Origin of the sequence: Rhizobium grahamii CCGE 502, from assembly GCF_000298315.2 — a bacterium.
GTDB classification, from domain to species: Bacteria; Pseudomonadota; Alphaproteobacteria; order Rhizobiales; family Rhizobiaceae; genus Rhizobium; species Rhizobium grahamii.
Map to the genome: position 1 here is coordinate 42,929 of NZ_AEYE02000024.1, position 13,689 is coordinate 56,617.

Annotated in this window: 14 protein-coding genes and 2 pseudogenes; 7 read left to right on the forward strand and 9 right to left on the reverse strand. The window is 56.3% G+C overall.

All coding sequences use genetic code 11. The features are described 5' to 3' along the window. Nucleotides 1-49 precede the first annotated feature (49 nt). A complete protein-coding gene (locus tag RGCCGE502_RS34645; protein WP_016555957.1) occupies nt 50-1,435 on the reverse strand; it encodes a YsnF/AvaK domain-containing protein in 1,386 nt (461 codons plus the stop codon). A gap of 450 nt (nt 1,436-1,885) precedes the next feature. Here RGCCGE502_RS34645 and RGCCGE502_RS19735 point away from each other — a divergent pair, with 450 nt between their 5' ends. The 6 genes from RGCCGE502_RS19735 (at nt 1,886) to RGCCGE502_RS19760 (ending at nt 5,992) form a co-directional block, all read left to right on the forward strand. Continuing rightward, on the forward strand, nt 1,886-2,287 hold the full coding sequence (locus tag RGCCGE502_RS19735) for a low affinity iron permease family protein (protein ID WP_016555958.1): 402 nt from the start codon (nt 1,886-1,888) through the stop codon (nt 2,285-2,287). A 259-nt stretch (nt 2,288-2,546) separates the two neighbouring features. Beyond that, complete coding sequence (locus RGCCGE502_RS19740) at nt 2,547-3,731, forward strand: sensor histidine kinase (protein WP_016555959.1); 1,185 nt, start codon at nt 2,547-2,549, stop codon at nt 3,729-3,731. Then, on the forward strand, nt 3,712-4,116 hold the full coding sequence (locus RGCCGE502_RS19745; RefSeq protein ID WP_244441751.1) for a response regulator: 405 nt from the start codon (nt 3,712-3,714) through the stop codon (nt 4,114-4,116). Before RGCCGE502_RS19740 ends, RGCCGE502_RS19745 begins: the two co-directional genes overlap by 20 nt. A 255-nt stretch (nt 4,117-4,371) precedes the next feature. Next, nucleotides 4,372-5,265 (forward strand): hypothetical protein, encoded by an 894-nt coding sequence (locus tag RGCCGE502_RS19750; protein ID WP_016555961.1) that lies wholly within the window; start codon nt 4,372-4,374, stop codon nt 5,263-5,265. A 263-nt stretch (nt 5,266-5,528) separates the two neighbouring features. Continuing rightward, nucleotides 5,529-5,777, forward strand: a complete 249-nt coding sequence (locus tag RGCCGE502_RS19755; protein ID WP_016555962.1) for a DUF982 domain-containing protein — start codon at nt 5,529-5,531, stop codon at nt 5,775-5,777. A 2-nt stretch (nt 5,778-5,779) separates the two neighbouring features. Continuing rightward, complete coding sequence (locus RGCCGE502_RS19760) at nt 5,780-5,992, forward strand: hypothetical protein (protein WP_016555963.1); 213 nt, start codon at nt 5,780-5,782, stop codon at nt 5,990-5,992. A gap of 332 nt (nt 5,993-6,324) precedes the next feature. Here RGCCGE502_RS19760 and RGCCGE502_RS19765 read toward each other — a convergent pair whose 3' ends face one another. Together RGCCGE502_RS19765 and RGCCGE502_RS38110 are read right to left on the reverse strand one after the other, a co-directional pair. Further along, a complete protein-coding gene (locus RGCCGE502_RS19765; protein ID WP_016555964.1) occupies nt 6,325-6,546 on the reverse strand; it encodes a hypothetical protein in 222 nt (73 codons plus the stop codon). 63 nt (nt 6,547-6,609) lie between these two features. Continuing rightward, a pseudogene (locus tag RGCCGE502_RS38110) lies at nt 6,610-6,806 on the reverse strand (DUF6894 family protein). A 282-nt stretch (nt 6,807-7,088) separates the two neighbouring features. Between RGCCGE502_RS38110 and RGCCGE502_RS19770 the strand changes: the two are divergent. After that, nucleotides 7,089-8,048, forward strand: coding sequence for a c-type cytochrome (locus RGCCGE502_RS19770; RefSeq protein WP_016555965.1), 960 nt, complete (start codon nt 7,089-7,091; stop codon nt 8,046-8,048). Here RGCCGE502_RS19770 and RGCCGE502_RS19775 read toward each other — a convergent pair whose 3' ends face one another. From RGCCGE502_RS19775 to RGCCGE502_RS19805, 6 genes and pseudogenes are all read right to left on the reverse strand, one after another. Then, a complete protein-coding gene (locus RGCCGE502_RS19775; protein WP_016555966.1) occupies nt 8,049-8,459 on the reverse strand; it encodes a c-type cytochrome in 411 nt (136 codons plus the stop codon). Further along, the gene (locus RGCCGE502_RS19780; RefSeq protein WP_016555967.1) at nt 8,434-9,324 is read right to left on the reverse strand and encodes a cytochrome c oxidase assembly protein; all 891 of its coding nucleotides are present in this window, start codon (nt 9,322-9,324) and stop codon (nt 8,434-8,436) included. Before RGCCGE502_RS19780 ends, RGCCGE502_RS19775 begins: the two co-directional genes overlap by 26 nt. Nucleotides 9,325-9,610: 286 nt before the next feature. Next, on the reverse strand, nt 9,611-10,213 hold the full coding sequence (locus RGCCGE502_RS19790; RefSeq protein ID WP_016555969.1) for a cytochrome c oxidase subunit 3: 603 nt from the start codon (nt 10,211-10,213) through the stop codon (nt 9,611-9,613). Continuing rightward, nucleotides 10,210-12,116 (reverse strand): annotated as a pseudogene (gene ctaD, locus RGCCGE502_RS19795) (cytochrome c oxidase subunit I). The gene RGCCGE502_RS19790 and the pseudogene ctaD overlap by 4 nt, the downstream one beginning before the upstream one ends. Continuing rightward, entirely contained in the window at nt 12,113-13,099 is a 987-nt protein-coding gene (coxB, locus tag RGCCGE502_RS19800; protein ID WP_016555970.1) for a cytochrome c oxidase subunit II, read from the reverse strand. The pseudogene ctaD and the gene coxB overlap by 4 nt, the downstream one beginning before the upstream one ends. Continuing rightward, complete coding sequence (locus RGCCGE502_RS19805; protein WP_016555971.1) at nt 13,096-13,689, reverse strand: c-type cytochrome; 594 nt, start codon at nt 13,687-13,689, stop codon at nt 13,096-13,098. Before RGCCGE502_RS19805 ends, coxB begins: the two co-directional genes overlap by 4 nt.

Consider the following 13,689-nt stretch of genomic DNA (forward strand, 5'->3'; position numbering starts at 1 on the left):
CCAAGGAGCCCGACCTCGGATCGGGCTCCTTGGTGGTGCCAACTTCGGATTACTCCTTGCGGAAATTCCGGCTCTGCCCACCCTGGAACTGAACAAGGCCATCCTGTGACTGCGACAGGCCTCGAGAACGATCGTCCTCAATCTCGACCTCAGTCTTTCGAACCGTGTCGTCGATCGTCTCAGTGCGGTCCGAGGCAGTCTTGCGAATACCGATCTCCTCGACGACGCGGGCCTCCTTCTGAACGATCGCTTCCTCGTGGTGCTCCTCAGCCGAGATGGTCCGGTCCATGAAAGCGCGATCGTCGTCGGTCAGGCCACGGTCGACAGGCCGCCTATCAATTTCGACGGTCTCATCGCGCAGGTTCACTTGCTTATGGATCGGCTCTTCCACCGTATAGGCGCGAACCCGCACTGTTCCGTGATTGACGTCACGCTTGCCGACGCGAAGGTTTTCCTCGACGACCGGAATGGTTTCGTCTCGAAGATCAGCGCCCGTGCTATCCTTCATTTCGAACGCATCCTCGCGCGAGGCGGAGGATTGAGCAACCCGATCGAGATCGCTATCAAATCGATCCTGCTCGGAAGCGCTTTTCGAAGAGGCGGAGAAGGCCTCACTTGAGCGCTGACCATCCCACCCCTCGCTCCTCCAAAAATCAGCGCGCTCGTCGATGTTGATTGATCCTTCGTCATCAAGGATGTCGTGCGCCGTCTCATAAAGCGCGTCATTCAGGCTCGAGACGGAAACAAGAAACCCACCGCGACGAAGACCTTCGGCATAAGTGGCGCGATCCTCGTCCGGAAAGAAAAAGTCCTCAAGTTTCGCCCAGAAGCCGCTGCGGTCGTCGCTTGCGACGTCGGCGGTGTCGGTGTCGGCCTCATAACCGGGCATGAAGCGGATATCTTTTTCCGGGATGCCTGCGTCCTTCAACCGGGACACGGCGCTCTCAGCTTCAAATCGAGAGTCGAAGAACGCCGAAAGCGTATTGTAGGACGTGCCGCCCTTCGTGTAATTTGTTGCATCTTCGTTATATAGGTTAGCCATTTTCGTCTCCTTGGCTTGATCATCATCGGAAATGCGTTGGACCGTCGCATATTGCTTGCGCAAGTCGGCCTTGACACGTTTGGTACGAAAGGTGGTCACTCGACGAAGCCAAATCTCTTCCACGAGAAAGAGCTTCTTCTCTACGACGAGACGTTCCTCGAGGACCGGAACGATCGTCACATCACCTTCTGTCGTGACGTCGGGTATATCCTCGACAAAGCGATTAACCGGTACACGTTGGACCTCGACGTCATCACGCCGGACGTCGATCATTGCCCGGGCGGTCGTGGTCTTCGTCCGAGTGGTGACCGAGACGCTTCCGTCGCAGACACGCTCGCGGTCGACCAAGAGACGCTCCTCGACGACATCCACTTTCTGTTCTTCATCCTGCATGCGTCACCTTCCGAAGAGGCAACGGCCACGATTCCGCTTGGTTCCGAAATTTAATTGCAACGGTCAGATTGCCGCCCACCGGTATGAAGTCCGGGTCGGGCGCAGTCGAGTGTCTCGCTAATGGCAGCCCTCTAACACGACCGAACCGAACATGGCCCCCCAATCCCTGTCACAAGAAAGTTGCTGAGGCGCGGGCGACCTGCCTCCGATCCATGTCAGAGACGTGATGATCCGACGGACGTTACAAACGCGGTATATGCAGAGAATGGCTCATGCGTTAAAAACGCCCGTCTCCTTCGATGCCGTTAAATGGCGAGCGCGCATTTACCTAAGATCGGGGTGCCGGAAAGATACCTGGGATTATTTTGGTCTTCCGCCGTACCGACGTCGGCCTCATGGAACCGTCTGTCGGATCAGACGTTTTCCAAAGCCGGCTAGAGCGAGACCACTATGAGCGAAAATGACGCGTCAAAATACTTTTCGAAATTTTCAACTTTCATTTCAGAATTCTCAGGAAAGCCCGGAACATTTGTACTGGCGATGTTTGTGGTCTTGGTATGGGCCATCTCAGGTCCATTCTTTGCCTTCTCGGAAAATTGGCAACTCGTCATCAATACGGGCACAACGATCATTACATTCCTTATGGTGTTTGTTCTTCAAAACTCCCAAAACCGCGACGGCAAGGCCCTGCAAGCCAAGCTTGATGAGTTGATCCTTACATCTCAGGCCCAAAACAAATTTGTCGGAATCGAAAAGCTCGACGAGCAGGAACTTCGAGAATTGAGCCGAAGTCTGGCTGAAAGAGCTGAATGCGTAGAAGACAAGGCTATGGACAAAGCGCAGCAAGCTTGAGGCAGCTCGATTTTAGTCCGGTTGTGCCGTCCCGCTTTGTTGTCGGGAACAACGTTAGATCCTAAGGCCAATGGTTGTCTCCAAAGCGCAAGGACCTTTCCCACTTCGCCAGAATGCCCCACACCACCAAAATTGCCAAGAATGATCCGGAGCCAAGTTGCCGCCTCATCGAGATTTTGAAGGGAGCGCAAGTCTTGGTGCGATACGGGGTTTGTCGCCTTTGGCCGGAACCAGAGGTCTTTTCGAAGGTTTACGTTCCATGACCATGCAAGATACGCCGCGGGTCCGCGGAGCAACCAGCGAAGACGATCTCAAGCTTGGAGAAAGCCGCATGGCAGACGCCATTCGTGCTTTCGACTGGTCGCATAACTCTTTGGGACCGCAGAACAGTTGGCCTCGCGCGCTCATCGTCAGCCTTCGCTTGGTCCTCAATACCACGCAGCCAATCTCATTGTGGTGGGGACCTGACCTGATCAATTTCCACAATGACGCCTATGAACCGATGCTCGGAGCGAGAGCGGCCGGCGCGCTCGGACAGCCCGCGCCAGCGCTGTGGCCGGACGTCTGGGAAGACGTGCGGCCTTTCGTAGAGAAAGCGCTTGCCGGGCGATCGACCCGCATGGAAGACATGCCCTTGCTTATGACGCGCAATGGCTACGACGAGCCTACCAACTGGACCTTCTCTTACTCCCCGGTCTTCGATGACGACGGAAACGTCGCGGGAATGATGAATATAGTCGTAGAGGCAACGGAGCACGTTCGTCGACGCGACCAACTTGCTCAGGCACTAGAGGAAGCCAGGGAGCATATTCGCATCCAGCGCCTACTCGAACGGCGCCAGCGGGAGCTTCAGTCCGAACTTACCCATCGGATGAAGAACACAATCGCAATGACGCAGGCGGTGGTGTCGCAGACACTCCGAAATGCGACATCGACACAGGAGGCAAGCGAAACGATCAACGGTCGCCTCGTCGCAATGGCGAGGGCTCAAGACCTCTTGCTTCAGGGAAGCACCTCGAGGATGGGAATCCATTCCATCATCAACCGTGCTCTCGAAGCGCATCGAGATGGTGATGGCAGATTTTTTCTTGAGGGGCCGGATCTCGTCGTCGAAGGGCAACGCGCGCTCGGACTCTCGCTTGCCATACACGAACTCGCAACCAATGCCGCCAAATACGGGGCGCTTTGTGCCGACACCGGAATTGTTCACATCCAATGGGGATCAAACGACGGCCACTTCACGTTCGAATGGAAGGAAAAGGACGGACCTCCGCCGGCGCCGCGCACGCGAGTTGGGTTTGGGTCACGACTGACGGAACGGATAGTTGCCTCATATTTCAAGGGCACCGGCCGAACCCTGTTTGAGCCCGACGGTATTCGCTACGTGCTCGAGGGCGCACTCGAGAGCGAGGAGAGCAATACGCATGCGTTCCATGCGCTGTAACAAGGTATTGAACATAATGACCCCATCCATTTCTCTTCTTGTCGTTGAGGACGAGCCACTCCTTCGGCTTGATATTGTCGATTTTCTGAGACAGGAGGGGTTCGTGGTCTGGGAGGCTGACAATGCGGCCAGGGCGATAGACACTCTCGTAGAACATCAGGAAATTAGGCTTCTTCTAACAGATGTCGATATGCCTGGTGCAATGGACGGCATTAAGCTAGCCGCCTATGTCAGGGATCGGTGGCCGCCGCTGAAAATCATCGTCGTTTCGGGTTACCGAACGGTTCAGACAGATGAGATACCGGCAGAAAGTCGTTTTATCAGCAAGCCTTATGATCCGCGCCGGATTGTTCGGACAATCAATAAAATGCTTGATTTCGGCTGAGCCGGACAAAAAGGGCGTAAAGTTTATGCGCAGCGGAGACCGAGCTTGGTCTCGGGTTACACGATACCCGCTAGTCATTCGCGTAATTTGACGGATAGCCCTGGCAGACCTTGACGCGCTCTCATCGAAACAGACTGGGCGGGTGCCTGCGGGGCGCGAACCGGCCACAGCGGCGACGCCAAGAAGGCCCTAGAGTTTTTGCAGCTCGAAGGCACGAAGCTGGCAACTGCAGGCGTTCGCGAGCGTTTTCCGTGAATGGAGCCAAAGGACAAAGAAAGCAACGGCCAAGTGCCTCCTGTCGAGACTGTCGCGTTTCCATTCGATCGGATGATGGTCGCGCGGTTTCGGGAAATGTTCCCGCGTGCGCGCTGGAGTGACAGCCTTAAAGCCTGGACGGTCCCGGGTAAGACGGCACGTCGACGTATCGATCGCTGGCTTTCCGCTGAAGCGGACCGTCGCGGACTGTTTGACCAGGAAAGAGGCCGGGATGCTTACGATTTTGAACCCATTCTCAGCCCATATCTGGAAGTTCACGATACCGGGTTTCGTATTCGTACACCCTTCTCGCGCAAAGTGGTTGAAGAACTCAGGCAGGTCCCATTCGCGCGTTGGAACTCCGATGACAAAGCCTGGGAGATCCCCTTTGCCTCGTATGATGAGCTGCAGCACCGCTGGGAGGTCATTGAGGGGGCGGCCAAGCGCAATGAACCTGACGAACGACGGAAGCGCGCCGCGGCGCGGAAGGGAAGCGACGAAGAAGCAAAGGCGAGGCGGCGTGCCCGTGAGCGAAGGCGACGCCGGGTTCCTGTGCCAGCCAACGACCTTCCGCCGGTGGGGAGGCCAGTCGTTACGTCGTGGTACGGCGTCGTGGTCATAACTGAAGTGACGGGTGAACTTATCGATACTGGTGATGTCGCCGAGTTCTATCCCGAAGCAGACAGCGACTTTGTGTGGGCCGTCTGGCGCAATGCGACGCTGGAGGAGCTCGTTCACACATGGCCAGCAAAAACGAACCCGGGGAAAAGCGAGCGTCGGCGAGGTTGGTGGCGACCCCTGCTTAACGACCTGCGCGACGCCAGGCGCGTGGCAAAAACGCGCGAGCGACGGAACTCGCTCGTATCTGCCTCGTCAGGGCCGGATATACCCTGACTTTCGGCACGCGGCAGTGCGCATTGAGCGGATGGATCATTATCTCCCAAGCTTGCTTCTTTCCGCGTTCCAAACCATTGTTACGACGGGGACCGCACCGAAGCTCAGAAACTCGACAGAGGATGATCGTCGTCACCGAAGATTCAGGTCTTTCCTGAAGGAGCCCGCTTCCCATCGTCCGATAGCGCACCAACCCCTTCGTGACCGGAACCTCGTTTCCCAGAAAAGGTTGTGGACCAAGCAGCTCATGGAGGAGAAGTCCAGTGACGAACGTTATCGAAGGCGAATTCCACGTGACCTGGAGACCCCCCGTATTCGTCCGCATCGGTATTGGGCCTCTTGCGGAGATCGATGGCCCAGACGCAGCGTTAGCACTTCTGCATTTGTGGCCCGGGCAACGCGAGCTCAAGGAGGCAAGAGCGACATGCGTTGATGCCATCAACCGGCGTGGTAGCGTCGAACTCGCCCGCATAAGGTTTGTGGAAGCCGCCAAGGCGGCGGAGGTGTTGTAAGCATGATGGGAATGGATGTTACTCAGGTTGCAGTGGTTCTTGGAATTCTTACCCTTGCTTTCTGGATTGCTGGAGGCGTGATAGCCGTTTTGGGAATAAATTCGGAATTATGGCGTAGCGGATCAGGTCGGTTGTCTGAGTTCCTTGCTGCGGGGTTAACCGGGGCCGGAATGGTGTCAGTGTTTGCCATGGCCATGTTCCTGCTGCTGCCGTGACGCTCAGCATTCATCAAACAACCGTCCGAGGCCCGGAATACGCCCTCAGGCTGCGTCTCGTCATCGACATCGTTGTCAATTACCGAGAACTTCATCGTCTCCATGCACGATACTGCTCTCCGGCGTGTGCGGCCGCTTTTGCAATTGAACCAGAGAAGAAGCCCCGCGGCGAGCGCGGGGGCGTAAAGTGGATTGAGGCGGCGGCCCTCAGGACCCTAGAACGCTCCAGCCTCTAGAACTCGGTAAAAAGTGTCTACCCAGATTTTTCCAGAAATCTTCGTTGTGCAACGGACATTGCACCGCCGATTCAGTCTGTCGAAGTGCAAAATCTGTTAATCTCTTGCCTTTTTATCATCGTCTCCACGCTGCTTCAGCCCGTCGGAAATTTTCTTGACTTGCGGGTCGGCGTTGGATTCGCCGTTGGCATCGCGCGCACTGTCGGGGTCGTCCTTGGCTGGCAAGTAGCCCCGCGGTCTGTTTTCCTCAGGCCCTTCCCATCTGGGCGACTGATCTGTCGTCCCCGGTGTTCCATCTTTGGGTGTGTTCATTCCCATCATTCTTCTCCTTTATTCTTCCAGGTAAACAAAGGAGGGAGGTCAGGGTTCCCTGGTTTGTCTCTACAATGTTGATTGAACTTTGTCGATTTCTTCAAGGATCAATCTGATTTCGCGGAGAGGTCTGCGTTGATCATCAAATATCTCAACTGATAACATGTTGTATTCGCCTCTCGGCAGCCCGTCAGCTGCCATTTCGGCCAGCGCTGTCCGACACCTTCGGCGATCGCGTCATCCGCGTTATCGAAATCGTACGCCATCTCTGTGGGCTTGATGCCCTCATGATCAATCAGCTGAAAATAGAACTATCTCCAGTTCTCCCCGTTCTCGGTCTTGCCAGCGTGCGCCGGTTGAGAAGCTAAACGCTCTATGTCGGGAAAGGTTGGAGAGTTTTCAAAATTACCCAAGCTGGCGAATTCATCGCCGGATCCCATGCGAGCTTGCCCCCGGCAGACCGTCGCCTCGGACAGGATTCTTTGGCCCGATTGAACCTGGTAGCGGAACTAAGCGGTGCGGCCAAAGTTTGAACGCGAGGAGGATGAATGAGCGCCTTATCAATCGTCGTGCGATCGCTCGGCAGTTTTTTTAACAGGACTGCGATAAAGATCATTCTCATTGGCGTCGCCATGATGGCGGTCGCATGCTTGGCCGCTTGGCAGTTCGTTAAAGCCGTACCGAGGTTCTTGCCGGGTGACGAGCAACTGGAGGGCGGCGATGCCCGGCGCGGTGCACTGGTCTTTGCCGCCGCGAATTGCTCCGCGTGCCATGCAACGCCCGGCCAAAGTGACCCTCTCAGGCTAGGCGGTGGCCTCGCACTCGCTTCTCCATACGGTACGTTTCGTGCGCCGAACATATCCTCGGATCTAGTCGACGGCATAGGGTCCTGGTCGGCATCCGATATCGGTAATGCATTGGTCGCTGGCGTCTCCCCAGACCACCAGCATTATTACCCGGTGTTTCCCTACACCAGCTATACTGGAATAACCGTGTCGGATCTCAGGGATCTCATTGCGTACATGCATACCCTTCCACCTGTGATGGGACGCCCGCCGGCGCATGACATCCCGATGCTATTGCGTTTTCGACCTTCGCTCGCAATCTGGAAACTGCTCTATTTCAGGGAGGGGCGAACGCAAGTCGAGGACAACGGAGACATTGTTCATGATCGCGGGGGCTATCTCGTGGAAGCTCTTGGGCATTGCGCCGAATGCCATTCAACACGTAACGTCATGGGCGCGGTAAAGTCTTCAACGCGCTTTGCTGGCGGGCCAGACCCAGAAGGAACGGGCTTCGTCCCGAATATCACGCCAAGCCGGATCGGGAGCTGGACGGAAGGCGATATAGTGAAAATGTTGCAGACAGGAGAGACACCCACACATGGTCGTGTCGGCTCGTCGATGGCAGATGTCGTCGAAAATATGTCGGAGCTACCGCAGGCGGACCGGTTGGCAATTGCCCGGTACATCAAGGCCCTTCCGTCTCGCCCAACTCCCAAACCATGATCATTGATTATAGAGATAGGCGGCGAGGTGTCGGGCCTCGGCCTCGCTCACACCGGTTGCTGGCATGGCAGAGCGCGGCGAGAAGCGCTGCGGCAATACAATCCACGCCGTGAGATTTTCAGGTGTGTTGTTTATGACCCCACCAATGTAAATCTGTTGTGCCATCTGCTCTAACGGAGCTCCGACCTTTCCGTCGGCACCTGGGATTCCCGGTATAGTGTGGCAGCCGCCACACCCGTACCGACGGAAAATTGATGGGGCAAGTGCGGGGTCGCCGCCTGTCATAGCTTCCACGACGGCTCGCCGTTTCGATTGCTCCTTCACCGAATTTGTTACATACCCGGCAAGCAGTACTGCAACAATCACGCCGGCAATCGTCGCCAGCCTAGACGACATCAAACCGAGGAGCATTCTTGCCTCCCTTACTTGAACGGTTGATCCAAAGAGCTAAAAGCCAGAGTGCAGCGCCCCCATAAATCATCCCGCCAGGAACCCACATGATGATCCCCGCCAGTTGTTGATCCTCCAGTGAGGTTATGCCCCAGTCAGCGGTGAACCGCGTTTGAGCAATATACAAAACGGTGGGGGCAAAGGTGATCAATGCGCCGAGGATAGTCGTGTGCATCATCGTGATCAACAGATGCCAGGCTGCCGCACCCTCCGCGCAGTGCCAGATGACGGCCCACCAAAATACCAGCCCTGTCAGGAAAAAACTCAGGTGCTGCAGTCGGTGAAGCATGGAATTGCTCACTGTAGCATCAAAGAGGGCCGGCAGATGCCAGCTCCAGACAGCCAGACCGTGCAGTAGCGTGGCAACAAGGGGCACGGTAATCACTTGCCACAGCACCTGGAGCAGCCGGTTGCCTAGCGCCTCTCCTACGAGTTGACGCAACTTCCGTGGCATGCCCCACAACAACACCCCTATCGGCTTCGAGAGAACGAACAAAGGAGCTGCTGCAGCCATAACCAGCTCGTGTTCGATCATGTGGACAGTGAACAGACGCTCGCCAAGTTCATGAAGAGGAGAGACAAGCGCGACAACAAGCGTGGCAACGCCGCTCCAGAAGAGTGTCGGACCGCGCAGTGTCCGTCCAAACCCGCTATGCCTACGGTTCGACAGCGTTATGGTGCCGGCAACGTACAGGATGCTAAGGCTTGCCAGCGGCAAGACAATCCATGGATCGAATGTCCAGGACAGATCGCGATGAGGTTCCACGCCGTGTGCCATCGCCATGCACGGAGTGATGAAGACATATATGGCTATCAGTGCAGACATGGGTCCAACAGCACACTGGCTGCCCCCTGCAACATAAGAGCGAAGGAGAAACTAAGTCCAAGCAGCACTTCCAATCTAGTGCCAAAGATGCCAATGCGTGACCTCCCACCTCTTCTTAACGCAATGGTAGTCGCGAAGGAGGTCAACACGATCAAGAGCGTTACAAGCATCGTCGAGCTCGTTCCCGCGTCGCAATCCTTGTAGGGAAGTATCATGCCGAGCCCTGTGCCGACTGCCCAAAGGGCCGGAGGCAGAACTACCAGAAAATGTCTGATTGCTGAGAATGTCATAAGCGGGGAACCCAGTATATGCAGCCATAAATTGGCAGCCATGTGAGCACGACGAAGTTCCAGTAGAGTGCATTGTCCTGGACGTCACCAAAGCGGCGTGTGTTGTTCCCGTGTCTGGTGAACATCAGACAGGTCAAGACAATCGTGTCTATCAAATCCGTCAGGATGTGAGTGGTGTGCAAGCCGAGAACCGTCCAGACGATCGACCCATATGCATTCTGGTCCCATTGTACGTGAAGCGCCGGGAACTCAAAAATACGAAACGCCAGGGGCAAGATCCCAAAGAGAGTCATCACCAGCAGGCCAATCTGAACGCGCCGTAACTGCTTCCGCTCGGCCCATCTAGATATCAGGACATTGGGAACAACGCTCACCAGTAGGATCGCGGTCAGCCAGGTCCCCGCCCAGAGATCGGGCGGCGGTGCATCGATCGGCCAATGCGGCGCAAGGCTCATGAGATAGAAATAGACGGCAATGCCGAGTGCAAACCCGCTGCCCTCAATGAGCATGAATGCACAGGTTGCCCACCAGGTTGGACTGGCCATGCCCATACCGTGAAGAGGTAACCTGGACGCATCAAGCACAATATGATCCTTCACGACTCGTCCTCCGGTGTTCCCTTTGGCCAGAACCATCCGATCAATGTCACCGCGATCGGGATTGAGCCCCAGATGACCGCCCAGGGAGAAAACATCGACCAGATCAGCATGACCGACGTTGCTACAGCGGCCCAGAAAGGCCAGGCCGAATTTCGCGCGGATGATTCTCTCGCCTCAGGAGAGGCTTCGACCAGCCCCGTTATTAAAATCTCACGACGGTCAACTCGAAGGCCGACCGCGACCGAGAGAACCTCACCGTTCGCCGAGAGAGGATAAAGGCTGCTGACCACAGGTATGCGGCGGAAATTGTAGGGTGGGGGGGCGACGACGTTGCCCATTCCAAGGTGGTCGCGTTCCACGGGTTGGGTCCTGCCGCCTGTCCGCTTCGCCAGCTGCGCACCATATCGAAGAAAAAAATAAAAAAGCCGGCAGCCAGAACGAGAGAACTCAAACTGATGAAGAGGTTCAGCCCTGCCCAGGGCAACTCCGGCTGGTAGGTATAGACGCGGCGGGGCATGCCCGCCAGCCCCAGGATATGCATTGGAAAAAAAGTGAGATGAAAGCCAATAAAGATGAGCCAGAACGCCCACCGTCCCAGACGCTCGCTCATCATGCGTCCAGTCGCCTTGGGATACCAGTAACAAATTGCTCCGAGTAATGGGAAAACTGCTCCGCCGATCAGGACATAATGGAAGTGTGCAACGACGAAGTAAGTGTCATGAACCTGCGTATCCAACGGGACAGACGCCACCATCACTCCCGTCAATCCGCCCATCACAAAGGTTACTATGAATCCCAGAACAAACAGGAGGGGTGTTTTGAACACCGGCTTGCCGGCCCAGAGAGTTGCTAGCCAACAAAAAATCTGGACACCGGCTGGAACCGCAATCGCCATGCTGGAAGCTGTAAAGAAGCTCTCTCCCACCCTTGGAAGTCCAACCGTGAACATGTGGTGCACCCAGAGACCGAACGATAGGATCCCCGTCGCAATGAGCGCCGTAACCAACGCAAGATAGCCGAACAGCGGTCGTCCGGTGAAGGTCGGGAGGATCGTGGACACCATGCCAACGGCTGGAAGGAAGATGATGTAGACTTCGGGGTGCCCAAAAAACCAGAACAGGTGCTGCCACAGCAGCGCGTCGCCACCTTTGGCGGGGTTGTAGAATTGAGTTTCAACCAGCCGGTCGAGGATCAGTGTTGAGCTTGCGAACATGATCGCAGGCATTGCGATGATGACGAGAAACGACATGACCAGCATTGACCAGACAAGGACGGGAATGCGGTCTAACGACATACCGGGCGCCCTTTGCTTGAAGACCGTAGCGACGATCTCAACAGCAACCGCGAGTGCGGCGACTTCCGTGAAGGTGATCATCTGCGCCCAGATATCAGCGCGCTTTCCAGGGCTGTACTGCGGACCGGCGAGCGGAACGTAGGCGAACCACCCGACATCTGGCGCTGTGTCGAGCGCGAAGGACAACCAAAGGAGGATGCCGCCAAACAGGAATATCCAATACGAGAAGGCGTTGAGGCGGGGGAAGGCAATGTTGCGCGTTCCAACCATCAGCGGAACGAGATAGACCGCCATTGCCTCCATGACCGGCACCGCGAACAGAAACATCATGTTCGAACCGTGCATCGTGAAGATCTGATTGTAGCGGTCGGCGTCTATATATCGTGCCTCAGGCTGTGACAACTGCAGGCGCATCGCAAGCGCCAGAAGTCCACCGAGGATCAGGAACACGAAGGCGGTGAGGATATAGCGTCGCCCAATGATCTTGTGATCCACAGACGTTAGAATGCCGCCGAGACCCGAGGGGGAAGCCCAGGTCTTGGCGAGCCGTGATTCCAGATCGGCATCGGTCAAGTCGATATCGGTTACCGGTTGCTGGTCGCCACTCATTTCAGGGTTTCCATGTAGGCTGCCAGCTGTCGAAGCTCATCGCTCGTCAATGGGACAGTCGGCATGTTGTTCCCGGGCTTCACTGTCTGAGGGTCGGCGATCCATGCGGCAAGAGAACCGCGGGTGGTTTGGAGCAAGCCGGCAGCAATCGTCTGCCGACCGCCGACATGGGTCAGATCAGGCCCACTTGTTCCAACTGCGGGTGTTCCCCGGACTGTATGGCATGCAGCGCAGGGCTTGCTATTAAACACCGCCTTGCCGGCCGACGCCTCCTCCACTGTAGGCTCAATCGCTGCGGCCGCCTGGCCCGCCGCCCACCGTTGGAAGTCCACCTCGTCCTGTGCTATCACAAGCAAGGCCATGTGGCTGTGTTGCAGACCACAAAACTCCGCGCACTGACCCCGATAGATGCCTGGCCGGTCGGCTCGAAGCGTCAGGAGATTGCGACGACCGGGGATAAGATCAAGCTTTCCGGCGAGACTTGGGACCCAGAATGAGTGAATTACATCGATCGATTCCAGCTCCAACTGCACGTTCTCCCCAACCGGCACGTGCAGTTCGTTGGCCGTCTGAAAGATCGTCACGTCATTTTGGTCCTTGTAGATGAATTGCCACCACCATTGCTGCGCTTTCACTGTGACCACGACCGCAGGATGCCCGCTGATGCTTAGCGAGCGGGTTGTATAGAAACTGGCAAGAGTGAGACCAGCAACGATGACCGCCGTCGCTGTCGCCGCCGATTTAACAGACGTGGTCATAATGCGCGTAGAGACCTCATCCTGACGAACTTCTCCTCGACGAATTAGAGTCCACGCAAGAAATCCTGTCACGATTAGCCAAATGACGGTGCAAATGACGATCATGCCGATAATGAGATGCTGGAGGGCAATGGCGGAGTGGCCATGAGCATTGAGAGCGGACTGGTTACTGCTACATCCGGCAAGGGTGATGAATAGGAGGGCGGTCAGACAGAAGGATTTCACGGTGATGGTCCCTGGTCAGGCCGCACCGGCGTCGGTCCCTCGTCGAAGAGAATAGCGGCTGGGGCTCGATTCTCTGCTGGTCGGCCGGTTTTGTCGTCATTGCGGCTGGGCGCCATCGGGCTTGCCGAATAGGCACCAATGGATTTGATGTAGCCGGCCAGCTGCCAGATCTGATCGCTCGTCATCTTGTCCTTGAACGCGGGCATCCCATGCGGTCGTCCATCGCGAATGGACGCAACGATCGAAATCATTGAAGGGCCGTAAAGCCACCACCCGTCGAGAAACGAGGGGCCATTTTTGCCTTGCCCGTCGCCATGGCACTGCGAACAACCGAACCATGCATAGAGCCGTTTGCCCTGGCTCAAGTCGTAGGCGGTGCTTTCATAGGGCTTGCCCATTGCAAAGTAGACCTCAGGCGGCGTCCCACCGATGCCGTTCGGCATCAAGCGCAGATGGTCAAGCGCTGCAGCGACAGGTGGATCAGCCCGAAATTGTCGAGGCTCTCTCGCCCATCCAACGACAATCGCGATGCCGCAAAGGCAGAAGAAACCTGTCGCAGAAACAATCTTTCCAGTTGTGATGCTCGCCAT